26 protein-coding genes are annotated in these 26,901 nt (G+C 72.2%); 10 read left to right on the top strand and 16 right to left on the bottom strand.

Annotated elements, in window-relative coordinates; genetic code table 11:
• Nucleotides 1–68: 68 nt before the first annotated feature.
• The gene (locus tag ACBR40_RS32495; protein WP_371251226.1) at nucleotides 69–1,325 is read left to right on the top strand and encodes a S8 family serine peptidase; all 1,257 of its coding nucleotides are present in this window, start codon (nucleotides 69–71) and stop codon (nucleotides 1,323–1,325) included.
• Nucleotides 1,326–1,331: 6 nt separating this feature from the next.
• Here ACBR40_RS32495 and ACBR40_RS32500 read toward each other — a convergent pair whose 3' ends face one another.
• The 3 genes from ACBR40_RS32500 to ACBR40_RS32510 are packed head-to-tail and all read right to left on the bottom strand — an operon-like array spanning nucleotide 1,332 to nucleotide 4,396.
• The gene (locus ACBR40_RS32500) at nucleotides 1,332–1,844 is read right to left on the bottom strand and encodes a DUF664 domain-containing protein (RefSeq protein ID WP_344216762.1); all 513 of its coding nucleotides are present in this window, start codon (nucleotides 1,842–1,844) and stop codon (nucleotides 1,332–1,334) included.
• On the bottom strand, nucleotides 1,841–3,577 hold the full coding sequence (locus ACBR40_RS32505; RefSeq protein ID WP_364461411.1) for a glycerol-3-phosphate dehydrogenase/oxidase: 1,737 nt from the start codon (nucleotides 3,575–3,577) through the stop codon (nucleotides 1,841–1,843). The genes ACBR40_RS32500 and ACBR40_RS32505 overlap by 4 nt, the downstream gene beginning before the upstream one ends.
• A 48-nt stretch (nucleotides 3,578–3,625) precedes the next feature.
• The gene (locus tag ACBR40_RS32510; RefSeq protein WP_344216758.1) at nucleotides 3,626–4,396 is read right to left on the bottom strand and encodes a DeoR/GlpR family DNA-binding transcription regulator; all 771 of its coding nucleotides are present in this window, start codon (nucleotides 4,394–4,396) and stop codon (nucleotides 3,626–3,628) included.
• Nucleotides 4,397–4,522: 126 nt separating this feature from the next.
• On the opposite strand from ACBR40_RS32510, the gene ACBR40_RS32515 reads away from it, so the two are divergent.
• Genes ACBR40_RS32515 through ACBR40_RS32530 form a run of 4 tightly spaced genes read left to right on the top strand, consistent with a single transcriptional unit; the run spans nucleotide 4,523 to nucleotide 8,258 of the window.
• The gene (locus tag ACBR40_RS32515; protein WP_344216756.1) at nucleotides 4,523–5,395 is read left to right on the top strand and encodes a sugar isomerase; all 873 of its coding nucleotides are present in this window, start codon (nucleotides 4,523–4,525) and stop codon (nucleotides 5,393–5,395) included.
• A complete protein-coding gene (nagA, locus tag ACBR40_RS32520) occupies nucleotides 5,392–6,525 on the top strand; it encodes an N-acetylglucosamine-6-phosphate deacetylase (protein ID WP_371251227.1) in 1,134 nt (377 codons plus the stop codon). The genes ACBR40_RS32515 and nagA overlap by 4 nt, the downstream gene beginning before the upstream one ends.
• Nucleotides 6,525–7,424 carry a 1-phosphofructokinase family hexose kinase gene (locus ACBR40_RS32525; protein ID WP_371251228.1) on the top strand — a complete coding sequence of 300 codons (900 nt, stop codon included), beginning with the start codon at nucleotides 6,525–6,527 and terminating at the stop codon, nucleotides 7,422–7,424. Before nagA ends, ACBR40_RS32525 begins: the two co-directional genes overlap by 1 nt.
• A 9-nt stretch (nucleotides 7,425–7,433) precedes the next feature.
• Nucleotides 7,434–8,258 (top strand): ketose-bisphosphate aldolase, encoded by an 825-nt coding sequence (locus ACBR40_RS32530; protein WP_371251229.1) that lies wholly within the window; start codon nucleotides 7,434–7,436, stop codon nucleotides 8,256–8,258.
• 47 nt (nucleotides 8,259–8,305) lie between these two features.
• Here the strand turns inward: ACBR40_RS32530 and ACBR40_RS32535 are convergent, their stop codons facing one another.
• From ACBR40_RS32535 to guaB, 5 genes are all read right to left on the bottom strand, one after another.
• Nucleotides 8,306–9,103: a phosphotransferase family protein gene (locus ACBR40_RS32535; RefSeq protein ID WP_371251230.1), complete on the bottom strand. Its 798-nt coding sequence runs from the start codon at nucleotides 9,101–9,103 to the stop codon at nucleotides 8,306–8,308.
• Nucleotides 9,104–9,127: 24 nt separating this feature from the next.
• Nucleotides 9,128–9,949, bottom strand: coding sequence for an alpha/beta fold hydrolase (locus ACBR40_RS32540; protein WP_371251231.1), 822 nt, complete (start codon nucleotides 9,947–9,949; stop codon nucleotides 9,128–9,130).
• Nucleotides 9,946–10,530 carry a TetR/AcrR family transcriptional regulator gene (locus tag ACBR40_RS32545; protein ID WP_371251232.1) on the bottom strand — a complete coding sequence of 195 codons (585 nt, stop codon included), beginning with the start codon at nucleotides 10,528–10,530 and terminating at the stop codon, nucleotides 9,946–9,948. Before ACBR40_RS32545 ends, ACBR40_RS32540 begins: the two co-directional genes overlap by 4 nt.
• Nucleotides 10,531–10,642: 112 nt before the next feature.
• A complete protein-coding gene (locus ACBR40_RS32550; RefSeq protein WP_344216742.1) occupies nucleotides 10,643–11,764 on the bottom strand; it encodes a GuaB3 family IMP dehydrogenase-related protein in 1,122 nt (373 codons plus the stop codon).
• 4 nt (nucleotides 11,765–11,768) lie between these two features.
• Nucleotides 11,769–13,250: an IMP dehydrogenase gene (gene guaB, locus ACBR40_RS32555; protein ID WP_344216740.1), complete on the bottom strand. Its 1,482-nt coding sequence runs from the start codon at nucleotides 13,248–13,250 to the stop codon at nucleotides 11,769–11,771.
• A 481-nt stretch (nucleotides 13,251–13,731) separates the two neighbouring features.
• On the opposite strand from guaB, the gene ACBR40_RS32560 reads away from it, so the two are divergent.
• Together ACBR40_RS32560 and ACBR40_RS32565 are read left to right on the top strand one after the other, a co-directional pair.
• Nucleotides 13,732–14,742: a helix-turn-helix domain-containing protein gene (locus ACBR40_RS32560; RefSeq protein ID WP_344216738.1), complete on the top strand. Its 1,011-nt coding sequence runs from the start codon at nucleotides 13,732–13,734 to the stop codon at nucleotides 14,740–14,742.
• A 126-nt stretch (nucleotides 14,743–14,868) separates the two neighbouring features.
• Complete coding sequence (locus ACBR40_RS32565) at nucleotides 14,869–15,246, top strand: DUF5319 domain-containing protein (RefSeq protein WP_329585425.1); 378 nt, start codon at nucleotides 14,869–14,871, stop codon at nucleotides 15,244–15,246.
• A 259-nt stretch (nucleotides 15,247–15,505) separates the two neighbouring features.
• Here ACBR40_RS32565 and ACBR40_RS32570 read toward each other — a convergent pair whose 3' ends face one another.
• From ACBR40_RS32570 to ACBR40_RS32590, 5 genes are all read right to left on the bottom strand, one after another.
• Complete coding sequence (locus ACBR40_RS32570) at nucleotides 15,506–16,141, bottom strand: sigma-70 family RNA polymerase sigma factor (protein ID WP_329592664.1); 636 nt, start codon at nucleotides 16,139–16,141, stop codon at nucleotides 15,506–15,508.
• 244 nt (nucleotides 16,142–16,385) lie between these two features.
• Nucleotides 16,386–17,012, bottom strand: coding sequence for a hypothetical protein (locus ACBR40_RS32575; protein ID WP_371251233.1), 627 nt, complete (start codon nucleotides 17,010–17,012; stop codon nucleotides 16,386–16,388).
• Nucleotides 17,013–17,325: 313 nt separating this feature from the next.
• Entirely contained in the window at nucleotides 17,326–18,945 is a 1,620-nt protein-coding gene (gene groL / locus ACBR40_RS32580; protein WP_344216733.1) for a chaperonin GroEL, read from the bottom strand.
• Between the two features lie 69 nt (nucleotides 18,946–19,014).
• The gene (gene groES / locus ACBR40_RS32585) at nucleotides 19,015–19,329 is read right to left on the bottom strand and encodes a co-chaperone GroES (RefSeq protein ID WP_211212579.1); all 315 of its coding nucleotides are present in this window, start codon (nucleotides 19,327–19,329) and stop codon (nucleotides 19,015–19,017) included.
• 195 nt (nucleotides 19,330–19,524) lie between these two features.
• A complete protein-coding gene (locus tag ACBR40_RS32590; protein WP_371251234.1) occupies nucleotides 19,525–20,379 on the bottom strand; it encodes an NAD-dependent epimerase/dehydratase family protein in 855 nt (284 codons plus the stop codon).
• A gap of 90 nt (nucleotides 20,380–20,469) precedes the next feature.
• Between ACBR40_RS32590 and ACBR40_RS32595 the strand changes: the two genes are divergently transcribed.
• From ACBR40_RS32595 to ACBR40_RS32605, 3 genes are all read left to right on the top strand, one after another.
• Nucleotides 20,470–21,054, top strand: coding sequence for a MarR family winged helix-turn-helix transcriptional regulator (locus tag ACBR40_RS32595; RefSeq protein ID WP_371251235.1), 585 nt, complete (start codon nucleotides 20,470–20,472; stop codon nucleotides 21,052–21,054).
• A gap of 11 nt (nucleotides 21,055–21,065) precedes the next feature.
• The gene (locus tag ACBR40_RS32600; protein ID WP_344216727.1) at nucleotides 21,066–22,241 is read left to right on the top strand and encodes a methyltransferase domain-containing protein; all 1,176 of its coding nucleotides are present in this window, start codon (nucleotides 21,066–21,068) and stop codon (nucleotides 22,239–22,241) included.
• A gap of 192 nt (nucleotides 22,242–22,433) precedes the next feature.
• Nucleotides 22,434–24,494 carry a hypothetical protein gene (locus ACBR40_RS32605; RefSeq protein ID WP_371251236.1) on the top strand — a complete coding sequence of 687 codons (2,061 nt, stop codon included), beginning with the start codon at nucleotides 22,434–22,436 and terminating at the stop codon, nucleotides 24,492–24,494.
• Between the two features lie 36 nt (nucleotides 24,495–24,530).
• Here ACBR40_RS32605 and ACBR40_RS32610 read toward each other — a convergent pair whose 3' ends face one another.
• From ACBR40_RS32610 to rimI, 3 genes are read right to left on the bottom strand one after another with little or no spacing between them, the layout of a single operon-like run.
• A complete protein-coding gene (locus ACBR40_RS32610) occupies nucleotides 24,531–25,406 on the bottom strand; it encodes an N-acetyltransferase family protein (RefSeq protein ID WP_371251237.1) in 876 nt (291 codons plus the stop codon).
• Between the two features lie 17 nt (nucleotides 25,407–25,423).
• Nucleotides 25,424–26,455 (bottom strand): tRNA (adenosine(37)-N6)-threonylcarbamoyltransferase complex transferase subunit TsaD, encoded by a 1,032-nt coding sequence (gene tsaD / locus ACBR40_RS32615; protein WP_329585447.1) that lies wholly within the window; start codon nucleotides 26,453–26,455, stop codon nucleotides 25,424–25,426.
• Complete coding sequence (rimI, locus tag ACBR40_RS32620) at nucleotides 26,448–26,897, bottom strand: ribosomal protein S18-alanine N-acetyltransferase (protein ID WP_344216720.1); 450 nt, start codon at nucleotides 26,895–26,897, stop codon at nucleotides 26,448–26,450. Before rimI ends, tsaD begins: the two co-directional genes overlap by 8 nt.
• Between the last annotated feature and the right edge of the window lie 4 nt (nucleotides 26,898–26,901).

Below are 26,901 nucleotides of genomic sequence, written 5' to 3' on the forward strand. Positions count from 1 at the left end.
CGACAAGTCGTGAAACTTTTGCTGACAGCAACCTGTCCGATCTTCATCGAGAAAGGGCTCACGCTGCCATGCGATCACTCACCCCCCTGCTCGCATTGCTCGTCGGCGCGCTGGCGTTACCCCTGACGCCGCTCGGCGCGTCGGCCGCCGTCACGACCGGCGCGGCCGCCGACGAGGGCACGTACATCGTCCAGCTCAGGCCGATCACCCGGGAGGCCCCGCAGAGCCTCGCCGCCGCCCAGACCGCCCAGTACGGCGGCCATCTCGTCGGCGTGTACGAGCACGCCTTCAAGGGCTACACCGCCCAGCTCACCGCCGAGGCGGCCGAACGGCTCAAGAAGAACCCCAACGTGCTGAGCGTCGAGCCCGACGCCGAGGTCCACACCTTCGCCCAGACCGTGCCCACCGGCATCCGGCGGATCTTCGGCCCGAGCAACCCCAACCTCGACATCGACGGCGTGGACGACGTCCGCATCAACACCGACGTCGCGGTCGTCGACACCGGCGTGGACTACACCCACCCCGACCTCAACGTGGTGGCCCGCACCAACTGCCAGACCGGCGTCTGCGTCAACAACTCCGGCACCGACGACAACGGCCACGGCTCCCACGTGGCCGGCACCATCGGCGCCATCGACAACAACATCGGCGCGGTCGGCGTCGCCCCCGGCGCCCGCATCCACGCCGTGAAGGTGCTCAACTCCGCCGGCTCCGGCACCCTGTCCGCCATCGCCGCCGGTCTCGACTGGGTGGTGGCCCGCGCCGCCACCATCGAGGTCATCAACCTGAGCCTCGGCTGCAGCGGCTGTTCGAGCAGCGCGATCAGCAGCGCGATCACGAACGCCACCAACGCCGGCGTCGTGGTCGTCGTGGCGGCCGGCAACAGCCACGCCAACACCTCCAGCTTCTTCCCGGCCAACCACGCCGACGTGGTCACCGTCTCGGCGCTGACCGACAACGACGGCCTGGCCGGCGGCGCCGGCGGCAGCACGCTGTCGTGCCGCAGCGAGACCGACCAGGACGACACCTCGGCGTTCTACTCGAACTACGGCTCCACCGTCGAGATCACCGCGCCCGGCACCTGCATCTACTCGACCTGGCGCAACGGCGGCTACAACACGATCAGCGGCACCTCGATGGCCAGCCCGCACGTGGCCGGCGCGGCCGGCGTCCTCACCGCGGGCACCCGCAAGCCCACCACCCGGGCCGGCGCCCTCGCCGTGCGCAGCACGCTGATCTCGACCGGCAACTTCAACTGGACCGACGACTCGGGCGACGGCGTCAAGGAGCCGCTGCTCGACGTGCACGACGCCACGAAGTACTGATTCTCGCTAGCGGGCGGCCCCCGGGGCCGCCCGCTCCTCCGCCTCGGCCAGCTCGCGGGCGATGTCGAGGTGCCCGGCGTGCCGCATGTACTCCTCCAGCACGTGGAACATGATCCACCCCAGCGTCGGCGGCTCCTCCTCGCGGAAGCGGCCGATCCGCGAGGCCCGGTCCGACAGCCGCCCCGCGGCGACCACCTGGCGTGAACGCTCGCACTGCGCCAGGTAGAACGCCCTGACCTCGGCGAAGGACTCGTCGGTCGCGAGGTCGCCGGCCTCGTCGCGGTCGTCGTCGGGATCGTCCACCGGCTCGCCCGCGTGGTCCCACACGAACCAGCGCCGCTCCATGGACGCCAGGTGCTTGAGCATCGCCACCGGCGTCCAGCCGGACGGCACCCGGCTCACCTCGGGGTCGGGAAAGCCCTCCAGCAGCCGCAGGACCTCGGCGCGGTAGTGGTCGAGATAGCCCTCCAGCAGCTCGCGGGGGTCGGAGAGCCGCCGTGACGGCTCGCCGCCGCTCACGCCCGCTCCGGGACGACGACGGGGACGATCTCCGGGGCGCCCAGCCGGATCGCGTCCGCCTCCTGGTCGGAGTCCTGCTCCTGGGAGCGGCGTTCGGCCTCGACACGCTTGGTGAAGTACTCGACCTCCCGCTTGACCTGCTCGTCGGTCCAGCCGAGCGGGCCGGCCAGCAGCTCGGCGGCCTCCTGCGCGACCGCCGCGCCGCGGTGGAAGGTCTCGATCGAGATGCGGGTGCGCCGGGTCAGCACGTCGTTGAGATGCCGGGCGCCCTCGTGGGTGGCGGCGTACACGATCTCGGCCCGCAGGTAGTCGTCGGCCTTGGTCAGCGGCCTGCCCAGCGACGGGTCCCGCTCGATCAGCTCCAGCACCTCGTCGATGAGCGAGCCGTAGCGCTGGAGCAGGTGCTCGATCCGCGCCACGTGCAGGCCGGAGGAGTGGGCGAGGCGGTGCCGGGAGTTCCACAGCGCCTGGTAGCCCTCGGCGCCCACCAGCGGGACGCGGTCGGTGCACGACGGCGGCACCCGCTGGTCCAGGCCGTGCGCGACGGCGTCCACGGCGTCGCGGGCCATCACCCGGTAGGTGGTGTACTTGCCGCCGGCGATCATCACCAGCCCCGGCACCGGATGCGCGACGACGTGCTCGCGCGACAGCTTGGACGTCTCGTCCGACTCGCCCCACAGCAGCGGGCGCAGCCCGGCGTAGACGCCCTCCACGTCGTCGCGGGTCAGCGGCGTCGACAGCACCGCGTTGACGTGGTCGAGCAGGTAGTCGATGTCGGCGCGGGAGGCGGCCGGGTGCGACTTGTCGAGCGTCCAGCTGGTGTCGGTGGTGCCGACGATCCAGTGGCGGCCCCACGGGATGACGAACAGCACCGACTTCTCGGTCCGCAGGATGATCCCGGTCAGCGAGTGGATGCGGTCGCGCGGCACGACCAGGTGGATGCCCTTGGACGCCCGGACGTGGATCTGGCCGCGCCCGCCGACCAGCTCCTGGATGTCGTCGGTCCACACTCCGGTCGCGTTGACCACCTGCTGGGCCCGGATCTCCTGCTCGGCGCCGGACTCAAGGTCGCGGACGCGTACGCCGGTGACCCGCTCGCCCTCGCGCAGGAAGCCGACGACCTGGGTGCGCGGGGCGACGTGGGCGCCGTACGCGGCCGCCGTGCGCAGCGTCATCATCACGAAGCGGGCGTCGTCCACCTGGGCGTCCCAGTACTGGACCGCGCCGGTGAAGGCGGACTTCTTCAGCGCCGGGGCCAGCCGGAGCGCGCGCGAGCGCGACAGGTGCCGGTGGCCGGGCACGCCCCGGGTCAGGCCCGAGGCGAAGCCGAGCGTGTCGTACAGGGCCACCCCCGCCCCCACGTACGGCCGCTCCCACAGGTGGTGCGTCAGGGGGAACAGGAACGGCACCGGCCTGACCAGGTGCGGCGCGATGCGCTGGAGCAGCAGCGAGCGCTCCTGCAACGCCTCGCGCACCAGCTCGAAGTTGAGCTGTTCCAAGTAGCGCAGCCCGCCGTGGATGAGCTTGGAGGAACGGGACGAGGTGCCGGAGGCGAAGTCCCGCGCCTCCACCAGGCCCGTGTCCAGGCCGCGGGTCACCGCGTCGAGTGCGACCCCCGCCCCCACCACTCCGCCGCCGACCACGACCACGTCGAGCTCCCGCTCGGCCATCCGCTCCAGCGCCGCGGCGCGCTCGGCTGGACCGAGCCTGGCCGCACCCATCCCCGAGGCCATAACACTCCCTGATAGCGTCCTGAGCCCCTACATACCCACAGATAAGCCTCAGGCGCGTACGACCTTCACCCCGGCGTCGCTGAGCGCGCCCGCCAGCTCGTCGGAGAGCCGGTCGTCGGTGACCAGCGTGTCGATCCTGGTGATGGGGCAGATGCGGGAGAACGCCCGCTTCCCGATCTTGGAGGAGTCGGCCACCACGACGACCTGCGCGGCCCTGCTGATCAGCAGGTTGTTGACGCTGGCCTCGCCCTCGTGGTGCGCGGAGGCGCCCAGCTCGACGTCCAGGCCGTCCACGCCGAGGAAGGCGATGTCCAGCGTCACCTGCTCCAGGACGCCGGAGGCGAGCGGGCCGATCAGCTCGTACGACTGCGGCCTGGCGACCCCGCCGGTCACCACGATCTTGACGTGCTGGCGTACGGTCAGCTCGGCGGCGATGTTGAGCGCGTTGGTGACGACGGTGAAACCGCTCTCCAGCGCGGGCCGGATCGCCAGGGTGCGGGCCAGCTCGGAGGTCGTGGTGCCGCCGTTGAGCCCGACCACCGCGCCGGGCGGGACCAGCTCGGCGGCGGCGGTGGCGATGCGGTTCTTCTCGTCGGCGTGCCGGGCGGTCTTGTAGCGCAGCGGGAGGTCGTAGCTGACGCTCTGGGCGACCGCGCCGCCGCGCGTGCGCATGAGCATCTGCTGCTGCGCGAGCTGGTCGAAGTCCCGCCGGATGGTCGCGGTGGACACCTCGAGCGCCTGGGCCGCCTCCTCCACCGTCAGCCGCCCCTCCTGGGCGAGCAGTTCGAGGATGGCGTTCCAGCGGTCGTAGCGGGACACGGGGGCCTCCTAGCGGATGTGGTCCGCAGCAAGCGTGGCACACCGGGAGGGGTGGAGCCACCACTGCCCAAATGTGCACTTTCCTGCTATAAAAGGTGCAGAAACAATCAATCCTGGGGAGGCCGGGTGACCACCCACACCGAAGCCGAGATCGCGTCACAGCCGGAGTGCTGGCGGCGCGCCGTCGCGAACGTCCCCGCGGACGCGCTGCCGCGTGAGGGCGAGCGGGTCGCCGTGGTCGGCTGCGGCACCTCGTGGTTCATCGCGATGGCCTACGCCACGCTCCGCGAGCAGGCCGGGCAGGGCGAGACCGACGCCTTCGCGGCCTCCGAGTTCCCCGTGGGCCGCGCCTACGACCGGGTGCTCGCGCTGACCCGCTCCGGCACCACGACCGAGGTGCTCGACCTGCTGGGCCGCATCAGCACGCGGACCACGGCCATCACCGCCGACCCCAAGACGCCGATCATGGAGGCGGCCGGCGACGTCGTCGTGCTCGACTACGCCGACGAGCGGTCGGTCGTGCAGACCAGGTTCGCCACCACGCAGCTCGCGCTGCTGCGCGCGAGCCTCGGCGAGGACCTGACCCAGGCCGTCGCCGACGCGGAGGAGGCCGTGGCCGCTCCCCTGCCCGCCGAGCTGGTGGAGGCCGAGCAGTTCAGCTTCCTCGGCGCGGGCTGGACCGTCGGGCTGGCGCAGGAGGCGGCGCTCAAGATGCGCGAGGCGTCCCGGTCGTGGACGGAGGCGTACCCGGCGATGGAATACCGGCACGGCCCGATCAGCATCGGCGCGCCCGGCCGCGTCACCTGGATGCTCGGCGAGGCCCCCGAGGGCCTGCGCGCGCAGGTCGAACGGACCGGCGCGACGTTCGTCGAGAGCGGACTCGACCCGATGGCCGAGCTGATCCGCGCCCAGCGCGTGGCGGTCGCCCGGGCCTTCGCCGCCGGGCTCAACCCCGACGAGCCCATGCACCTCACGCGATCTGTGATCCTTTCTCCATGAGCCTTACTCTCGCCGACGCCCGGATCGTGACCACCGAAGGTGTGCACGAGGGGTGGCTGACCATCGAAGACGGCCGGATCACGCACGTCGGCCAGGGCAGCGCTCCCGGCCCCGGCCTCGCCCTGGGCGGCCGGCACGTCGTGCCCGGCTTCGTGGACGTGCACAACCACGGGGGCGCCGGCGGCTCCTTCCCCACCGGCGACCTCGACCAGGCGCGCACCGCCGTGGCGCTGCACCGGCGTCACGGCACCACCACCACGATGGCGAGCCTGGTCAGCGACGCCCCCGAGGCGCTGGCGCGGGCCGCGGCGGCGCTGGCCGAGCTCTGCGAGGAAGGGCTGCTGGCCGGCATCCACTTCGAGGGCCCCTACATCGCGCGCGGCCGGTGCGGCGCGCACGACCCGGCGGCGCTGCGCGAGCCGTCGCCGCAGGAGTTCGCGGAGCTGGTCAAGGCCGGGCGCGGGCATGTGCGCATGCTCACCATCGCGCCCGAGCTGCCCGGGGCGCTCGACACGATCCGGCTGGCCGTGGCCGAGGGCGTGATCGCCGCGATCGGCCACACCGAGGCCGACTACGACCTGACCATCGCCGGCATCGAGGCGGGCGCGAGCCTCGCCACCCATCTCTACAACGCGATGCCGCAGCTCGGGCACCGCGCGCCCGGCCCCATCGCGGCCCTGCTCGACGACGAGCGGGTGACGGTCGAGCTGATCAACGACGGCGTGCACGTGCATCCGGCCATGCTGCGGCTGGCGTACGAGGTGGCCGGGCCCGGCCGCACGGTGCTCGTCACCGACGCCATGTCGGCCGCCGGGCTAGGCGACGGCGACTACCGGCTCGGCTCGATGCGCGTACGCGTCGACGACGGCGTGGCCAGGCTCGCCGAGGGCGGCTCCATCGCGGGCTCCACCCTCACCATGGACGTCGCCTTCCGCCGGGCCGTGCGCGAGCTCGGCCTGTCGCTGCCCGACGCCGTCCAGGTGACCTCGCTGACGCCCGCGCGGGTGCTCGGCCTGGCGGGGAGCATCGGCTCGATCGCCGTCGGCAAGGCCGCCGACCTGGTCGTGCTCTCCCCCGACCTGGAGGTGGACGCGGTCATGAAGGACGGCGTCTGGACGACGGAGCCCTGATGATCCTCACGGTGACGCTCAACATGGCGCTCGACGTGACCTACCAGGTGCCCGCCGTCGAATGGGACGGCGTCAACCGGGTCGGGGAGGTGCACAGGCGCGCGGGCGGCAAGGGCGTCAACGTGGCCAGGGTGCTGGCCTCGCTCGGCCGGGAGGTGCTGGTCACCGGCCTGGCCGGCGGGCCCACCGGGCAGGCGATCGAGCACGACCTGCGGGCGGCGGAGCTGCCGAGCGCGGTCTTCGCCGTCGCGGGCGACTCCCGCACCACGCTCGCGGTCTCCGAGACCGGCGAGCGGCCGGCGACGACGCTGTTCAACGAGCCGGGCCCCGAGGTCACGGGCGAGGAGCTGGCGGCCTTCACCCGGCACTACGCGGCGCTGGCCGCCGACGCCGAGGTGGTGGTGCTCTCGGGCAGCCTGCCGCGCGGCGTCCCCGCGGACTTCTACGCCACGCTCAGCGGCCTCACCGCCGCGCCGGTCATCGTGGACGCCGACGGCGACCCGCTGCGCCACGCGCCCGAGGGCCGGCCCGCGATCGTCAAGCCCAACGCCGAGGAGCTGGCGAGGGCCGTGCCCGGCGCCCCCGAGGAGGGCGCGCGGGCGCTGCGCGAGCGGGGCGCGGAGTCGGTCGTGGTGTCCCTGGGCGCGGGCGGGCTGCTCGCCGTCACCGGCGAGGGAACGTTCCGGGCCCGGATGCCCTACACCGTGCGCGGCAACCCCACCGGCGCGGGCGACTCCCTGGTCGCCGGGCTGGCACTGGGCCTGGCCGAGGCGACCCCGTGGCCGGACCGGCTGCGGCGGGCGGCGGCGCTCGGCGCGGCCGCGGTGGCCGCCCCGGTGGCCGGCGACTTCGACCGCGACGTCTACGCCGCGATCCTTCCCCAGATCGTCATCACGTAAGGAGCGACCATGCCCCTCTCCGCCATCGGCGACATCGTCCGTCAGTCCCCCGCGGGGGTGGGTGCCTTCAACGTGATCCAGCTTGAGCACGCCACCGCCATCGTCGCCGGGGCCGAGTCCCTGGGCCTGCCGGTCGTGCTGCAGATCAGCGAGAACTGCGTCCGCTACCACGGGGCGCTGGAGCCGATCGCGCTGGGCGCGCTCGCGGTGGCCCGGCGCGCCGCCGTGCCGGTCGCCGTCCACCTCGACCACGCCACCGACCGCGCGCTCGTGGAGGAGGCGGTGGAGCTGGGCCTCGGCTCGGTCATGTACGACGCCTCCGCCCTGCCCGACGAGGACAACGTCCGCGCCACGGCCGAGGTGGCGGCCTGGTGCCACGAACGCGGCGTGTGGGTCGAGGCCGAGCTGGGCGAGGTCGGCGGCAAGGACGGCGTGCACGCTCCTGGCGCGCGCACCAAGCCGCACGAGGCCGTCGACTACGTCGCGAGGACCGGCGTGGACGCGCTCGCCGTGGCCGTCGGCACCTCCCACGCCATGACCACGAAGTCCGCCGAGCTGGACCTCGGCCTCATCGCCGAGCTGCGCGCGGCGGTGCCGGTGCCGCTGGTGCTGCACGGCTCGTCGGGCGTGCCGGACGACACCCTGCGGGCCGCCGTACGGCACGGCATGAAGAAGATCAACATCGCCACCCACCTGAACAAGGCGTTCACCGGCGCGATCCGCGACTACCTCGGCCACGACGAGCGGGTGGTCGATCCGCGCAAATACGTCAAGGCCGGCCGCGACGCGGTGACCCGTGAGGTCAGCCACCTGCTGGGCGTCCTGGCGGGCTGAGCCTCAGGCGCGCCTCGCCGAGCTTGCGGCGCGGCCGTCGGCGCGCCTCAACCGTCCAGGCGGGCCAGCACCCGTTCCGCCTGGCGCCGGAAGGTGCCGGGCGGGTTGCGCGGCTTGTCCGGGTCGTCCTGCGCGAGCAGGAAGAGCCAGACCAGCGCCTGCGCCCTGCGGCACTCGCGCAGCCGCCGCTCCTCCTCCGCGCCCAGCCCGAACCGGGCGACGAGGTCCACCCCGACGTCCGTGGGGCCGTCCACCCACATGGACACGTGCTCGGCCAGCTCCGCCAGCTCGTACGCCAGATCGCTCCGCCCCGAGTCCTCGAAGTCGACGACCCGCACCCGGCCGCCGTCCCACAGGAAGTTGGCCAGGTTGCCGTCACCGCCCCCGAACACCGGCCGCACCCCGCTCCCGTCCGGCCGCCACCCGTCCAGCCAGCGCAGCCCTTCGCGCACGGCCCGGTCGGCGAGCGGGTCGCGGGCGCGCCACCGCGCTCCCTGCCCGCGCAGCCAGTCGCGGACCGCCTCGCGCTGCCACGGCCGCACGGGCACGTCAAGCAGCACCGGCAGGGGAACGGCGGCGTGCAGCCCGGCCAGTGCCTCCGCCAGGGCCGTCAGGTGCTCGTCGGTCACGGGCAGCCCGCGCAGCGGCTCCCCGTCGAGGCGGCTCATCCGCACCACGCCCGCCTCGAACGCGATCGGCTCAGGCGCGAGCCCCGGCGCGTGCTCGGCCAGCAGGGTGAGCGCCCGCCACTCCCGCTCGGCCGAGCCCGGACCGCCGGCGCGGTAGCGCTTGGTGACGACGTCGCCGTCGAACGCCACCTCGTGGGTGTGCTGAAGATCGGCCATCCCGCGCATGCTACGGCAGGCGGCTCAGCCCCGCAGCGTCCGTGCCAGCAGCTCGGCGAACTCCTCGGGCGCCTCGGTGTAGCCGCCGTGCCCGCCGGGGAACTCGGTCAGCTCGCGCCCGAGCCGCCGGGCCAGCTCCGCCGCCGGCCGGTACGGCAGATGCCCCCGCGTCTCCCGCCCCGCCGCCAGGACCAGCCGGTCGGCGACGGCCGCCAGCGCCTCCAGGTCCGGCTCGTACGCGGTGAACTGCCGCAGCTCGTGCTCCATGAACCGCGGCATGTTCGCCACCGTCCTCACCACCCGCTCGGCGGCCCGGGGCGACAGCGTCGCCGGATCCGGCAGCGGCCTGAGCGTGCCGCCGATGCCCTCGCTCATGTACGCCCCCGCCGCAGCCAGCCCCTCGGCCCGGTAGATCTCGTACACCTTGCCGAAGAACCCCAGCTGCTCGGTGGCGTCCGGCAGCACCGCCACGCACGGCGGCTCGTGGACCACGGCCCGCCGCACCCGTCCGGGATGGCGGGCGAGCAGGTCGAGCACGACGATCGCGCCGTCGCTGCCGCCGAAGACGTACGCGCTGCCGCCGCCCAGGTGGTCGATGAGCCGGGCGCAGTCCTCGCTCTGCGTCTCCACCCGCTGGTCCACGGGCTCGGGGCTGTCGAGCCGGCTGCGGGAGTAGCCGCGCGGGTCGGCGGCGACCACGGTGAAGTCGCGGGCGAGCACGTCGGCGATGCCGTCGAAGGTGCCCGCGTCGCCGCCCCCGCCCGGCACCAGCAGCAGCATCGGGCCCGTGCCGCGCACCTCGTGGAACAGCTCGGCGCCGGGGACGCGCAGCGTGCCGGTCTTCATCGTTCCTCCTCGTTCGCCCTGGGCCAGTGCGTCAGCAGCACGTGCAGGGCCTCGATCGCCTGGTCCCAGGACGCGTCCACGTCCCGGGAGTGCTGGAAGCCGCCCACGGCCTCCAGGCTGGTGTAGCCGTGGAAGGTGCTGCGCAGCAGCCGCACCGCGTCGGTGAGGTCGGGCTCGGCCAGGTCGTAGGCGCGCAGCATCCCGTACGTCAGCTCGCCGGTGCGCAGGAACGGCGCCAGGTCGGCGACCTGCGCGAGGTCCACCTTGCTCTGCGTGGCGGCGTAGCGGCCGGGGTGGCGCAGGGCGTACGAGCGGTAGGCGCCCGCGAACGCGGCCAGGGCGTCCTTGCCCGACCGCCCGGCGACGGCCGCCGCGATGAGGTCCACCATCTCGCCGGCGGCGAGCACCGCCACCCTGGTGCGCAGGTCGCGCAGGTTCTTGACGTGCGAGTAGAGGCTCGCGTCCTTGACGCCGAAGTGCCGGGCCAGCGCCGACACCGTGACGTTGTCGAAGCCGACCTCGTCGGCCAGGTCGGCCGCCGCCCGCGTGATGCGCTCGGCCGTCAGCCCCGCTCGCGCCACCCGTCCTCCTAGTGTCTCTAGCTTCTTACCTAGGAGCACTAGGTTAGCACACGCATGAAAAACGGCCCGCCTCCCGGTGAGCGGGAGGCGGGCCGTCGCGGTCGTGAGGCGGTCAGCGCTGGACCGGCGAGACGACGACCTCGACCCGCTGGAACTCCTTGATGTCGGAGTAGCCCGTGGAAGCCATCGTGCGCTTGAGCGCGCCCATCAGGTTCATCGAGCCGTCGGCCACGCTGGAGGGGCCGTGCAGGATCTGCTCCAGCGTCCCCACGGTGCCGAACTCCACCCGCCGCCCCCTGGGCAGGTCGGGGTGGTGCGCCTCGGAGCCCCAGTGGAAGCCCCGGCCGGGCGCCTCGGCCGCGCGGGCCAGCGGCGAGCCCACCATGACGGCGTCGGCTCCGCAGGCGATGGCCTTGGCGATGTCGCCGGAGGTGCCCATGCCGCCGTCGGCGATGACGTGGACGTAGCGGCCGCCCGACTCGTCCATGTAGTCGCGCCGCGCCGCCGCCACGTCGGAGATCGCCGTGGCCATCGGCACCGCCACGCCCAGCACGTTGCGGGTGGTGTGCGAGGCGCCGCCGCCGAAGCCGACCAGCACCCCGGCCGCGCCCGTGCGCATGAGGTGCAGGGCCGCGGTGTAGGTGGCGCAGCCGCCCACGATGACCGGGACGTCCAGCTCGTAGATGAACTGCTTGAGGTTGAGCGGCTCGGCGCGCCCCGAGACGTGCTCGGCCGAGACGGTGGTGCCGCGGATGACGAAGATGTCGACGCCCGCGTCGATCACGGCCTTGTGGTATTGGACCGTGCGCTGCGGCGACAGCCGGACCGCCGTGGTGACCCCGGAGGCGCGGATCTCCTCGATGCGCCGGCCGATCAGCTCCTCCTTGATCGGCGCCGCGTAGATCTCCTGCAGCCGCCTGGTGGCCGCCTCGGCGTCGAGCGCCGCGCACTCCTCCAGCAGCGGCTGCGGGTCCTCGTAGCGCGTCCAGAGCCCTTCGAGGTCGAGCGGGGCCAGGCCGCCGAGCCGCCCGATCTCGATGGCGGTGGCCGGCGACACGACGCTGTCCATGGGCGCGACGACAACGGGCAGCTCGAACCGGTAGGCGTCGATCTGCCAGGCGATCGAGACCTCCTCCGGGTCGCGGGTCCGCCGCGAGGGCACCAGACCGATCTCGTCCAGCGCGTACGCCCGCCGCCCGGTCTTCCCCCGGCCGATCTCCACCTGCTGAGTCATGAACTTACCTTCTGTGATAGTTCGGAGCTTCCACGGTCATCTGGATGTCGTGGGGGTGGCTCTCCTTGAGGCCCGCCGCGGTGATCGGCATGAGCTCACAGTCGGTGTGCATCTGCTCGATCGTGCGGCATCCCGCGTACCACATGCCCTGGCGCAGCCCGCCGACCAGCTGGTGCGCGACGGCCGCCACCGGGCCGCGGTAGGGCACCTGGCCCTCGATGCCCTCGGGGATGAACTTGTCCTCGCCGCTGATGTCGCCCTGGGCGTAGCGGTCCTTGCTGAAGGAGGTGCCGCCGCGCTCGCGGTTGCGCACCGCGCCCAGCGACCCCATGCCCCGGTACGACTTGAACTGCTTGCCGTTGATGAAGATCAGCTCGCCGGGCGACTCCTCGCAGCCGGCCAGCAGCGAGCCCAGCATGACCGTGTCGGCGCCGGCCGCGATGGCCTTGACGATGTCGCCGGAGTATTGGAGTCCGCCGTCGCCGATGACCGGCACGCCCGCGGGCGCGGCGGCCTTGGACGCCTCGTAGATGGCCGTGACCTGCGGCGCGCCCACCCCGGCCACCACCCGGGTGGTGCAGATCGAGCCGGGGCCGACCCCGACCTTGACCGCGTCGGCGCCCGCGTCGACCAGCATCTGGGCGCCCGCCCTGGTGGCGATGTTGCCGCCGATGACCTGGACCTTGCTGTTGGCCTTGACCTTGGCGATCATGTCGGCCAGGCCCCTGGAGTGGCCGTGGGCCACGTCCACGACGATGACGTCGACCCCGGCCTCGATGAGCGCCTTGGCGCGCAGCTCGGCGTCGCCGCCGACGCCCACGGCCGCGCCCACGAGCAGCCGGCCGTCGGCGTCCTTGGTGGACAGCGGGTACTGCTCGCTCTTGGTGAAGTCCTTCACCGTGATCAGGCCGCGCAGCCGGCCGTCCGGGTCGACCAGCGGCAGCTTCTCGATCTTGTTCTGCCGCAGCAGGGCGAACGCGTCGTCCCTCGACACCCCGACCGGGGCGGTGACCAGCGGCATCTTCGTCATGACCTCGCGCACCGGGCGCGACTGGTCGGTCTCGAAGCGCATGTCGCGGTTGGTGACGATGCCGACGAGCGCGCCCGACACGTCCGTCACGGGCACGCCCGAGATGCGGTAGGTCGCGCAGAGCCGCTCCACGTCGGCCAGCGTGTCGTCGGGGCTGCAGGTGACGGGGTTGGTCACCATGCCGGCCTCGGACCGTTTGACCAGGTCGACCTGCTGCGCCTGCTCCTCGACCGCGAGGTTGCGGTGCAGGATGCCGATGCCGCCCTGCCGGGCCATGGCGACCGCCATGCGGGCCTCGGTCACGGTGTCCATGGCCGCCGAGACGAGCGGGATGGACAACGTGATGCCGCGCGAAAGGCGGGAGGTCGTGTCGGCCTCGCCCGGCTGCAGGTCTGAATAGGCTGGCACCAGCAGCACGTCGTCGAAGGTCAGTCCTGTCTCGGTGAACTTGGACATGCTGCGGCCCCCTCTGCCGTTCCCGTTGATGGGCCTCAGTCTATGGCCTGCCGCCAAACGCGCACCGCCGACCTCGCACATCGCGCCCGCCGGACACGCGAATGCCGGGAGGACGATGACCCCCACGGCCCGTCGTACTCCCGGCATCCACCGCAACAAAAAGTGCCGGGGGATGGGACGGTCGGTGATCCGTCCCATCCCCCGGCCACCGGCAACCCAATGCCGCGGCGCCACGCACCACCGAACCCCCCTCCGCGTCCTGATGGGCTGCGCTGCCGCACTCTGACGAGATGCCGACGCTATGTGAATCCTGCGTTACGCACCGGCAGCGCCGCAATGTCCAAACGTGCAGTTGCACGAAGCTGCACGAGGGCGCACCGGTGGACGCGGAGGAACCGCCAGTCGTCGCAAGAAGCGGACAAGGGCGTCAAGCGGCGTTATTCTCACGGCACGCCGTGTTCCCCCTACGGAGCCGCCCACCATGCGCAACGAGTCCCGCACCCGGACAGATCCGCTGGAGACGCTGGGCCTGGACGCGGCCCAGCGCGCGCTCTACACGGCGATCCTGCGCCTGCACAGGGCCACCCGCACCGACATCGCCCAGGCGATGGACGACCCCGTGGAGAAGGTCGGCCGCCAGCTCGACGATCTGGTCAAGCTCGGGGTCGTGGACGAGCACTCCGGGGAGTACTTCGCCCGGCACCCCGCCGCCGCGCTCGGCCGGGTGATCGCCCAGCGCCTCGACCGGCTCGCCGAGGAGAGCCGGATGATCGACTCCGCCTTCGGCTCGATCCGCGGCCTCATCCGCGATTACGACGCCGGCCGCGACTACCAGAGCGGATCCTTCACGGTCGAACTCGCGAACGGCGCGGACGTGCTCTACGAAAGCGTCGTCGGCATCGCGGTGCAGTCGCCGGGGATGGAATTGGTGACGGCGATCCCCGATGAGCGCACTATGACTGACTTTGTTCGCAAATTTGCGGATCCCTGGATTGATGCGCAAAAACGAAAACTGCTCACGGTATACGCGGTCATTCCCGTGGACACGCTCGCACTGCCCGGCGTCCGCGCCCAGCTCACCGAGCTCATCGAGACCGGCGGCCAGGTGCGCACCCTGCGCAGGGTGCCGAGCTGGTTCATGACGGCCGGGGCGGAGGTGGCGGGCCTGCCGCCGTTCTGGGGCGGCAACCTGCCCGACCACGCCTACAACTTCTACCTGGTCCGCACCCCTGTGGTCGTCGGCGTGCTGCGCGCGCTGTTCGACGAGCTGTGGGGACGGGCGGTGCCGCTCCCCTGGGGCCGCAAGGGCGAGGGGATGGTGCAGGTGCTGCGCCTGGCCGCCCAGGGCATGTGCGACGACTCCATCGCCCGCCAGCTCGGCGTCTCGGTCCGCACCGTACGCGCCCGCTTCGCCGACGCCATGTCCGAGCTGGGCACCCAGACGCGCTTCCACGCGGGAGTCGAGGCGACCAGGCGCGGCTGGCTGAGCTGACCAGGGGCGGGGGCCCTTTCCGCGCCGCCCGTGGGACGACCGGATCAAGGCCGTCACCGGTGCGGGACACTCACCGCCGGTGTCAGATACTCACCGCGCGGGCCGCATCGGTCATATGGTGGGAAGGTGCTGGAAGACGTCCCCCGCGACCCGTTCGCGGACGACCCGAACGACCCTTCCTCGGCGATGGGCGCGCTCGACGACGCGGAGCCACTGACCGCGGCCGAGCGTGACGAGGCCATCACCGACCTCGCCGACGTCGAGGTCTTCCGCTCCCTGCTCGAACCGCAGGGGGTGCTGGGTCTCGTGCTCGACTGCCCGGAATGCGGTGAGCAGCACTACTTCGACTGGGAGCTGCTGCGCGGCAACCTCCGGCAGATGATCGAGAAAGGCCAGCCGCAGGTGCATGAGCCGGCCTTCCACCCCGACCCCGCCGACTACGTGACCTGGGAATACGCCAGGGGCTACGTCGACGGCGTCATCGACACGGAGGAGCGTCGCTGACCGAGATCATCAGGCGAACCGTCGGAAGACTCTGAGGAGCGGCCCCGGCCCGCGTCACCGACCTCGGACAGCCGAGGCCGTCCTCCCAGGGCACAGAGCCCGCCCAGCCCGTCCCGATCCGGAACGTCCCTGTCGAGGACGTCACCGACCAGCGCGGCCAGCAGGCGCACCGCGGGGTCGCCGGCGTGACCCGAGCCGGGGCCGGGCAGCTCTCCACGACCGAGCACATCGAACAGCGCGTCGGTCTCGTGCTCCGGCGTCAAGCGGACTCCAGCTCCGCCATCTGCCGCAGCCTGGTCAGCGCCCGATGCTGGGCGACGCGGACGGCACCTGGTGACATACCGAGTACATTACCGGTCTCCTCGGCGGACAGACCGGAGACCACCCGCAGCAGCAGCAGCTCGCGCTGGTTCTCGGGCAGCCGGGCGAGCAGCCGGCGGGCGTGCTCGACCTCGATGTAGCGGACCACCGTCTCCTCCGGCCCCGGGCCCTCGTCCGGCCCGTCCGGCAGGTCCTGGGTCGGCACGGCGGAGCGCACCGAGCTCCGCAGCGCGTCGGCCACCTTGTGCGAGGCGATCCCGAAGACGAACGAGGCGAACGGCCGCCCCATGTCGCGGTATCGCGGCAACGCGGACAACACCGCGATGCAGACCTCCTGGGCCACGTCATCGGCAATGTGATATTGCCCAGAAACCCTGCCCAGCCTGGCGCGGCAATAGCGCACCACCATCGGACGCAACTCGCCGAGCAGGGATTCGATCGCGCTGCGATCCCCCTGTACGGCGAGGCTCGTCAGTTCCCTTAGGTCGGAGTCATCCGTCCGTGCCGGAAGTCTCGACGCGAGCCTTACCCCAATTTTGGCGTCGGCGACGCTTCCCTCGCTCACGATAGGCATGATGCCCTCACTGATCCGGCCTGTCGTCATGGCGAACGGCTACGGATTGGTCACATTGACGCGACGATAACGGGGAGTAATCGACTGATCACACTAAGCCTTTAGGCTGGCATAATGTTTCACCTGATAAGCCGAAATGCGCGACAATTGTCAGAGACCGACGCTTATCACGCACTGCCGGTTTACGCCATTAGTCCACCTTTTCCGACACTTCCCCAACCGAACGTAACTCCGCCCTCGGCCTCTAACGAGACTCGTCGCCGCCGTCGGCGTCCTCGCCGCCGAGGTCCAGGAGCTCCAGGTAGCCCTCGACGGCCTCCCACAGATGGTGTTCGGGGTAGCGGCCGATGCCGCGGTGGTCACGGCGCCACTTGCGGTCCCAGTAGGAGCGGTGCACCTCACGCAGGTGTTCGAGCGCCGCCTCCCGCTCCTCGGCGGTGCGTGCCCGTACGTCCTGGGCGCTGCCCGGGGTCTCGCGCCGCAGCAGGGCGGTGCGGCGGTCGCGGAGGGCGTCGAGCACGTCCTGGTCCGTCCCCTCCTCCACGGACCAGAACCGCACCGGCTCCCTGATGTGGTGGTTCCACACCGGGTCCCTCCGGGAGCGCCACCAGTAGGCGATCCCGCCCTTGTCCAACTCCAGGAAGTCCACGAGCCAGGCCGTGCCGGGCGGCTGGGAGCCCCAGGTCACCTCCTCGGGCGGCAGGTTCAGCACGAGGACCACCTCAAGGGCGTCCACCGGGTCGGCTCCCTCCAGCAGCCCTCCGAAGACGTACGCCGCCCGCAGGAACGGCTCCGCCGCCGCCACCCGGCGCGTCTGGTCGCACGTCTCGGCGAGCCGCCGCAGCCGCTGCACCGCCCGCCGGTACTGCATCCCGCCACCTCCCGCCGCCCAGCGTACGCACCCGCCGAGCCCGGGGGCTCGCCGGAGGCCCGGAGACGCGAAGCCCCCGAGACGCAAGCCCGGAGACGCAAGGGCCCGGAGACGCGAACGAGTGCTCCGGAGCCCCGAAAGCCCGAGACGCGAGGGTCCCGGAGACGCGAGGGTCCCGGAGACGCGAGGGTCCCGGAGACGCGAAAGCCGCTGGGACACCGGAGCCCCGGAAACCGCCGCGGCCCGCCTCCCCCTCCGCCCGAAGGCGGCAGCGGGACGCGGGCCGTGACAGGTGAAGCGGAAAGAAGGCCGATCAGTGGCCGTGGCCGTGACCGTGGCCCTGGCCGGCGGCCGGAGCCTCCTCCTCGGGCTTGTCCACGACGAGCGCCTCGGTGGTGAGCAGCATGCCCGCGATCGAGGCGGCGTTCTGGACGGCCGAGCGGGTGACCTTGACCGGGTCGATGACGCCCTGGCCGATGAGGTCGCCGTATTCGCCGGTGGCGGCGTTGAGGCCGTGACCCGCGGACAGCTCGGCGATCTTGTGCGTGACGACGTAGCCCTCAAGGCCGGCGTTCTCGGCGATCCACCGGGCCGGCTCGACCAGCGAACGGCGGACGATGCCGACGCCCGTGGCCTCGTCGCCGCTCAGGCCGAGGTCGTCGAGCTCCTTGCCGACGTGGATGAGCGCGGAGCCACCGCCGGAGACGATGCCCTCCTCGATCGCCGCGCGGGTGGCGGAGATCGCGTCCTCAAGGCGGTGCTTCTTCTCCTTGAGCTCGACCTCGGTGGCCGCGCCGACGCGCAGCACGCACACGCCGCCGGCGAGCTTGGCCAGGCGCTCCTGCAGCTTCTCGCGGTCCCAGTCGGAGTCGGACTGCTCGATGGCGAGCTTGATCTCCTTGACGCGGTCCTCGATGGCCTGCGCGTCACCGGCGCCGTCGACGATGGTCGTGGTGTCCTTGGTCACCACGACGCGGCGGGCGGTGCCGAGCACCTCCAGGCCGACGTGCTCCAGCTTGAGGCCGACCTCCTCGCTGACGACCTGGCCGCCGGTGAGGATGGCCATGTCCTGCAGCATCGCCTTGCGGCGGTCGCCGAAGCCGGGGGCCTTGACGGCGACGGAGGTGAACGTGCCGCGGATCTTGTTGGTGACCAGGACGGCCAGGGCCTCGCCCTCGACGTCCTCGGCGACCACGAGCAGCGGCTTCTTGGTCTGGGCGATCTTCTCCAGCAGCGGCAGGAAGTCCGCGATGGAGGAGACCTTGCCCTGGGTGAGCAGGATGTAGGCGTCCTCCAGGACGGCCTCCATGCGCTCGGGGTCGGTCACCATGTAGGCCGACAGGTAACCCTTGTCGAACTGCATGCCCTCGGTGAACTCGAGCTCCATGCCCATGGCGTTGGACTCTTCGACGGTGAGGACACCGTCCTTGCCCACCTTGTCGAACGCCTCGGCGATCAGCTCGCCGATCTTGGCGTCCTGGGCGGAGATGGTGGCGACGTTGGCGATCTCGTTCTTGTCGCCGACCTCGCGGGCCACCGAGAGCAGCTTGTCGCTGACCGCCTTGGCGGCCTTGTCGATGCCGCGCTTGAGCGACAGCGGCGAGGCGCCGGCGGCGACGTTGCGCAGGCCCTCGCGGACCATGGCCTGGGCCAGGACGGTCGCGGTGGTGGTGCCGTCACCCGCGATGTCGTTGGTCTTGGTGGCCACTTCCTTGGCGAGCTGGGCGCCGAGGTTCTCGTAGCGCTCCTCCAGCTCGATCTCACGAGCGATGGTCACGCCGTCGTTCGTGATCGTCGGCGCACCGAACTTCTTGTCGATGACGACGTTGCGGCCCCGCGGGCCGAGGGTAACCTTCACGGCGTCCGCGAGGGCGTTGACGCCGCGCTCCAGGGCGCGCCGCGCGTTCTCGTCGAACTCCAGGATCTTCGCCATGCTGAAAGTCCTCTCCTGGCGTCGAAAGCCCCGGCCGCCCTAAAGCGCCCGGGGCTCGACGCATCCGGCCTACTTCTCGATGATCGCGAGAACGTCGCGGGCGGAGAGCACGAGGTACTCCTCGCCGTTGTACTTGACCTCGGTGCCGCCGTACTTGCTGTAGAGGACGATGTCGCCCTCGGAGACGTCGAGCGGAATCCGCTTCTCGCCGTCCTCGTCCCAGTTGCCCGGACCCACCGCGAGGACTCGGCCCTCCTGCGGCTTCTCCTTGGCGGTGTCAGGGATGACCAGGCCGGAAGCCGTGGTCTGCTCGGCCTCAAGCGGCTGAACCACAATGCGGTCGCCGAGCGGCTTAACGGGAACCTTGGTGGCGGTCGTCACGATCGGACCTCCCCTTCAGATGTGAATGATCAGAAGAGGCGACCAGCTGGGCCTGCCGTCGCGGGTGTCAGACCTGCCTCGTCGCACGTTGGCACTCTCAAGGGGAGAGTGCCAACAGGAAACATATGCAAGAGGGCCTTGACAGTCAACACGAACGCGTCCGCGTCTGCTGACAGCGATCGGAACAACGGGTGTCGATCAGGCGTACGAGCCCTCGGTGAGCTCGGCGACGATCCCCGGCCGGGTCGGGGTCCAGCCGAGCTCGCGGCGGGTGCGCGGCGCGCCGACCCGCTGGCCGAGGGCCAGGGCCTCGGCGAATCCGGCCCCGAGCGCCTTCGCGGCCTCCTCCAGCGGCCAGGGCTCGGCGACCTCCTTGACGCCGGCCGCGCGGGCCGCCGCCTCGGCCACGTCCGTGAGCGGCACGGCCTCCTCGCTCACGCCGTGGTAGACCGCCGCCCCGCCGCGCTCCACGACCGCCGCGACGAGCTCGGCGAGGTCGTCCACGTGCACGAAGGTCCAGGTGGGCGCCGTGCCGTCGGCCGAGACGTACACTCCGGTGCCGCGCTCGGCGGCCAGGCCGCGAAGGAGCGCGGGGATGCCGGAGCCCCTGCCGTGCACCACGCCCGGCCGTACGACGGAGCCGCCGCCGCCGAGCACCACTCGCTCCACCTCGTCCCGGTACGCCACGAGCGGAATCGGCCGGGCCGGGCTGTCCTCGTCGCCCCCGTCGACCGCGCCGAGCACCCACACGCCGCTCAGGTACACCATCCGCGCCCCCGCGGCGGCCGGGACACCCGCGACGGCGAGGTCGGTCTCACGGTCGCCGGTGAGCTGCCCGGCGTGCACGACGACCTCGACACCCGGCTCCAGTGCCGCCTGCAGCGCGGCAGGGTCCGACAGGTCGCCGTACCGCTCGCCCGACGCCGCCGGCACCCGCCTCGCGCCGTCGGCCGGCGGGCGTACGTACGCGATCACCTCGTGGCCCCCCGCGACCAGCCGCTCCACGACGGCCGCCCCGATGTAACCGGTCGCGCCGATCACCAGAACCCGCATCACTCTCACCTCAAAAAGTTCGACATCGAAGTCTTCCACGCCGAAGATAGCGCCAGGCGTCGAACATTTCAATGTCGTAGGATCGAGCGCATGGACGAGGCGATCGACGCGGTCGACGAGATCATCGGCCAGTGGGCGCGGGCGCGGCCCGGCGTCGACGTGTCCCCCACGGGCGTGGTCGGCAGGGTCACGCGCGCCTCCCGGCTGCTGGACCGCGCCGCCAGGGAGTTCCTGGCCGAGCACGGACTGGAGGCGTGGGAGTTCGACGTGCTCGCCACGCTCCGGCGCGCCGAGGACGTCCGGATGTGCATGAAGGACCTTTCGGCCGCCGCCATGGTGAGCCCCGGCGCGCTCACCAACCGCATCGACCACCTGCTCGACCGCGGGCTCGTCGATCGGTGGCCGGCCCCGGGCAACCGGCGGATGACGTTCGTCGGGCTGACCGAAGAGGGCCGGCGGGTGGCCGACGACGTGCTCGAACGGCACGCGGCCAACGAGGCCCGGCTGCTGTCCGGGCTCTCCGCGGACGACCAGGACGCCCTGGCCGCCCTGCTCCGCAAGCTCCTGCTGTCCCTGGGCGACACCCCCGCCGTCTCGTGCGCCGCCGGGGACGCCGCCGCGACCACTACGGAGACCGTCACGAGCGGCGTCACGAGGGGTTCCGCGACGCGATAACGTCGGGCAACGTGGACCTCGACGCCTTCCGACAGCTCCTGACCTCCCGCGGCCGGCAGGCGCTCGCCGAGGCCGTGGAGCTGACCGCCACGGGGGCCGATCCCGTCGCCGCCGCCACCAGGCTGCGCCGCACGTACGACGCCGCGCTCACCTCGGCCGCGCTCACCCAGGCGGCGCTCCGCGAACGGGCGCGGGCGAAGTTCGGCGAGGACGCCGAGGTGATGTTCTTCACCCCGCACGGCCTGGAGCAGTCCACCCGCAAGGAGGTGGCCGAGCACCGCGCCCGCCGCCTCGCAGGAGCGCGCGTGATCGACGTCTGCTGCGGCGTCGGCGGCGACCTTCTCGCCCTGGCGCGGGCGGGCTGCACCGTGACCGCCGTGGACATCGACCCGCTGACCGTCGCCGTGGCCAGGGCGAACGCCGAGGCGCTCGGCGTCGCCGACCGGGTGAGCGTGGTCGTGGGCAACGCGGGGGCGGTGCGGCCCGAGGACTACGACGCGCTCTTCGCCGACCCGGCCAGGCGGACGGGGCGGGGCCGCACGTTCGATCCTCTGGCGTACTCTCCGCCGTGGCCGACGGTGCTCGACCTGGTGGCGCGGGCGGACCGCGCCTGCGTCAAGGTCGCCCCGGGCATCCCCTACTCCTACATCCCCGAGTCCGCCGAGGCCGAGTGGGTCTCGTACAAGGGGGAGGTCAAGGAGGCGGCCATCTGGACCGGCCCCGGCAGCCGCTCGATGCGCCGCGCCACCCTGCTGCCCGGCGGGCACACCCTGGCCGCCACCGGCCCCGAGAGCCTGGCGCCGGTCGGCGCGCTGGGCCGCTACGTCTACGAGCCCGACGGCGCCGCGATCAGGGCGCACCTGGTGCGCGAGGTGGCCGGCCTGGTCGGCGGGCGGCTGCTCGACCAGCAGATCGCCTACATCGCCGCCGACGAGCCGATCGACACCCCGTGGGCCGCGCGTTACGCCGTGGACGAGGTGATGACGTTCTCGCTGAAGAAACTCCGGGCGGCGCTGCGTGAGCGACAAATCGGAAATGTCACCATCAAGAAGCGCGGCTCTGCTCTCGACATCGAACGGCTCCGAGCCGACTTGCGACTCAATGGGGAAAAGTCAGCGGTAATCATCCTGACTCGCATTATGGAGCGCCCATATGCCTTTATCTGCGACACCTCCCCAAGTGCCTGACCACGGATAACGGTCGATCTCTCGCCAACCACGATCTTTCCATTCGACGCTTCCGGACCTTGATCGAGGGGCTAAGGTTGGCGGGCGGGAGTTCTCCCCCTGATGCGGTTGTCGCGTTCTCGCCATTTCACTGCAAACCGGACCTATCCCACCGCTGCGCAACAGACCGCCGGCGAGCGAAGGAGCCTTTCGGTGGACAATTCCAACCACACGACCCTTCTCACGGCAGGGGGCTACACGAACGTCTCCGAGAGGATGCGAGACCTGCTCAACCGCGCGTCACAGGACCACGTCTACGAGCAGCGCACGCAGGGGGCCGTCCTCGACGAGATCCGCCAGCGGCTCGAAGGCATGGAGTGGCTGCTGCGGGAGGTGCGCGAGCGCGAGCTGGGCGGCCTCAGCGGCGCTCTGGAGTCGGTCAACGGGCGGCTGGAGGACATCTCCGCCAAGCCGCCGATGTGGGCGGAGGGGCTGGCACAGCACGTCGAGGCCGTACGCGACCACGTGGACGCCGTCGGCGACCGGGTGGGCCACGTGGACGCCCGCGTCGCCCCGGTGTCCGAGCTGCCGAGCCTCTGGGCCGATCTCGGCACCGTGGGCGAGAACGTCGACGAGGCGCTCAAGCGCCTGCAGTCCGTGCTGGAGACCACCGACGGCATCACCAAGGGGATGTCCGACTTCGCCGGCATGCTGGCCAATCTTCACGCCGGGATGGAGGCCGCGGCGGGCCGCTTCACCAGGCTCGACAGGTCCGTGGCCGAGCTGAGCTCCCGCACCGAGCAGGTCGAGGCGGTCGTCGGCGAGCTGTCCGAGGGCGTCAACGACCGGCTGACCGGCACGGCCGAACGGCTCTCCGTCCAGGTCGAGGCCGTCGAGCAGCGCCTCACCGCGCGCCTCGACGACGGCGCGGCCCGCCTGGAGGAGACCGGCAAGCAGCTCACCGCCCGCCTCGACGCCACCGACCAGCGCCTCACCACCCGCCTCAAGGAGACGGACCAACGGCTGACGGCCCGCCTGGAGGAGACCGACCGCAGCCTGTCCGCCCGCCTCGGCGACACCGACCGCAACCTCACCGCCCGCCTAGACGAGACCGACCGCGCCCTCTCCACACGTCTGGAGGAGACCGACCGCGCCCTCACCGCCCGCCTGGAGGAGACCGACCGCAACCTGTCCACCCGGCTCGACGAGACCGACCAGCGGCTCAGCGCCAAGCTCGACGAGACCGCCGCCGGCGTCGAGGAGACCGGCAGGCGGCTGACCGCACGCCTGGAGGAGACCGACGCGCGGGTGACCGTCCGCCTGCGGGAGACCGACGAACGCCTCGACGGCCACCTCGCCGCGATCGAGCAGCGCCTCACGACCCGCCTCGACGAGACCGACCAGCACCTGGCCGTGCAGCTCGGCGAGAGCGAGCAGCGCCTGACCGACCGCCTCGCCGGCGTGGACGCCCGGCTCGGCCGGGTCGAGGGCCGGCTGGCCGGTCTGGACACCCGGCTCACCGGGTTCGACGGGCGGCTGGAGTCGACCGACGAGTGCCTGGCCGACATCGACACCCGCCTCGACGGCCTCGACGGCCGCATGGGCAGCCTCGACGGCCGCATGGGCGGTGTCGACACGCGGCTCACCCACATGGACGGCCAGCTCGGCGCGCTCGACCAGCGCCTCGGCACGGTGGACGGCCACCTGAGCCGCCACGACGACCGCTTCGACGCGCTCGGCACCCGACTCGACGCCCGCTTCACGGCGCTCGACGACCGGGTGGCCGCCGCCGACCAGCGCATCGGCGAGACCGCCAACCGCAGCGAGGGCCGCTTCAACAAGCTCGACACCCAGCTCGACGCGCTCGACGAGCGGCTGGGAGAGGCCGAGGAGCACCTGGGCGGCCGCTTCGACGGGTTCGACGCCCACCTCACCGGGCTGGCCGCCAGCGCCGGGCAGACCGGTCGGCACCTCGACGCCATCGACGGCCGCATCGACGCGGTCGGCCGCCGGGTCGACGGGCTGCCCGCGTCCCTGGGGCTGCCGGAGCTGCTCGGCGCTCAGGCCGGCGAGCAGGCCGACCGCCTGACGGCCGCCGCCGAGGCGCTGACCGAGCTGGTGGGCTCGCGCCCCGACCGCGACGAGCTGGCCCGTACGGTCACCGGCATCGTCGAGCCGGCCGCGGCCGACCTCACCAGGCGACTGGGCGCGCTGGAGGACACCATGCTGGCCCTGGCCGAGGCCCTGCTCCGCCCCACCCGTACCAAGGACTGAGGCATCCCCGTGACCACGGACGTGTTCACGGGGCCGCTAAAGGTCGAGCTGCAGCGTCAGCATCCTGTGGGTCGGCAGGTAGCCGAGCGCGTCGTTGACGGCGCGCATGTGACGGTTGCTGTCGGCCGTGTCGGTCAGCAGGCCCTCAAGGTCCGGGTAGCGCTCGCGTGCCTGCCGGATGGCCTCGGCCTTCATCCAGCGGGCGAGCCCGTGCCCGCGATGCTCGGGCAGCACGCCGGTGCCGTAGTGCTGGGCGTCGCCCCTGCCGTCTCCCGGCACGACCAGCTCGGTGAAGCCGGCGATGGACCCGTCCGGCTCCGCGACGGCGGCGACGGTGTGCAGCGTTTCGCCGCGCTTCCCGATGGTCAGCGCCGCCTGTCGTACGCGGTCGACGTCCCAGCTCACGGTGCCGTGGTCGGTGTCGTCCATGGGCATGTCGTCCATCGCGCGGCGGGATCGGGCGAACGTCTCGGCCAGGTCGTCGGGCACGACACCCTCCCACGTGACCAGCCGGTAGCCGGGGTGCGGGCTCTGGACGATCGCCTTGAGGTCGTCCGGGTTGGTGTCCGCCAGCGGCAGCCGCGCGTAGGTCAGGGTCAGGACCGTACGGAAGCCGCGCGCGGCCAGGAACGCCTCCGCCGGCGAGCCGGGCTCCGCCTGCGCGGTGAGGCTGCGCCGCCGTTCCTGCCGGGCCGCCGTCACCGCGGCGTCCAGCAGGAGGGAACCGACGCCCTTGCGCTGCTCGGCCGGGTGGACGTGCAGGTCGAGCTCGGCCAGATGATCCTGGCCCGCCTTCACGTACAGGCGCAGGAACGCCGACCCGGCGGGAGCGCCGGTCGGCAGGGTGGCGAGCCAGGCGAGGCGCCGGCTGGACGGCGTCGGCTCCGGATCGACCAGAGGGACGATGCGCATCGAAGGCCGGGTCAGGGTCACACGTGCACGGTGGTGATCGGCAGGGACGAGTCGGCCGGGATCTGCAGGCTGGACGGCGAGACGCCGGCCGCGATCAGGTCGGAGCCCAGCGCGGCCACCATCGCCCCGTTGTCGGTGCAGAGCCCCGGCCGCGGCACCCGCAGCCGCACCCCGGCGGCGTCGCACCGCTCCTGGGCGAGCGCCCGCAGCCGCGAGTTGGCCGCGACGCCGCCGCCGATGAGCAGGTCGGAGACACCGTATTTGCGGCATGCCTGCAGCGCCTTGCGGGTGAGCACGTCGACCACGGCCTCCTGGAAGGAGGCGGCCACGTCGGGCACGTGCACGCTCTGCCCCGCCGCCTCGCGCGCCTCCACCCACCGCGCCACGGCGGTCTTGAGCCCGGAGAAGGAGAAGTCGAGCGTGCCGTCGTCGATCTTGCCGCGCGGGAACGTGACGGCGGTGCCCGAGCCGTCGCGGGCGGCCCGGTCGATGTGCGGCCCGCCGGGGAACGGCAGCCCCAGCACCCGCGCCACCTTGTCGAACGCCTCCCCCGCCGCGTCGTCCACGGTCGAGCCGAGCGAGATGACGTCGCCGGTCACGTCGGGCACGAGCAGCAGCGAGGAGTGCCCGCCGGAGACCAGCAGGGCGATGCACGGCTTGGGCAGCGGCCCGTGCTCCAACTCGTCCACGGCCACGTGCGCGGCCAGGTGGTTGACGCCGTAGAGGGGGACGCCGAGCCCGAGCGCGTACGACTTCGCCGCCGCCACGCCGACCAGCAGCGCCCCCGCGAGGCCGGGCCCCGCGGTGACGGCGATGGCGTCGATGTCGGTGAAGCGCAGCCCGGCCGCGGCCAGCGCCGCCTCCACGGTGGGCGTCATGGCCTCCAGATGGGCGCGCGAGGCTACCTCGGGCACCACGCCGCCGAATCTGGCGTGCTCGTCCATGCTGGAGGCGATGGTGTTGGCCAGCAGCGTGTGGCCGCGGACGATGCCGATGCCGGTCTCGTCGCAGGACGTCTCGATGCCGAGCACCAGGGGTTCGTCAGCCATCCAGCTTCCTTCTCATCATGATCGCGTCGGTGCCGTCGTCGTAGTAGCGGCGGCGGGTGCCGATCTCCTCGAACTCGAAGCGCCGGTAGACCGCCTGGGCGCGCGGGTTGTCCGCGCGGACCTCCAGGAACATCTCGCGCGCTCCCCTGCGCCGGGCCTCGGCCAGCAGTTCGGTCAACAGGGCGCTGCCGATGCCGCGCCCCTGGTGCTTGTCGAGCACCGCGATGGTCTGCACGTCGGCCTGGTCGGAGGCGGCCGCGAGCCCGGCGTAGCCGACGATCTCGTCCTCGTCCAGGGCCACCACGTAGTGGCGGGTGCGCGGCATGTCGTCCAGCTCGCCGCGCATCATGCCCTCGCTCCACGCGTCGAGCGGGAACGTGGCCCGCTCGATCGCCATGACCGCCGGCAGGTCGGCGCCGGTCATGGGCCGCAGCGTCACCATGTGG

This window comes from Nonomuraea sp. AD125B (assembly GCF_041402765.1).
GTDB classification, from domain to species: domain Bacteria; phylum Actinomycetota; class Actinomycetes; order Streptosporangiales; family Streptosporangiaceae; genus Nonomuraea; species Nonomuraea bangladeshensis.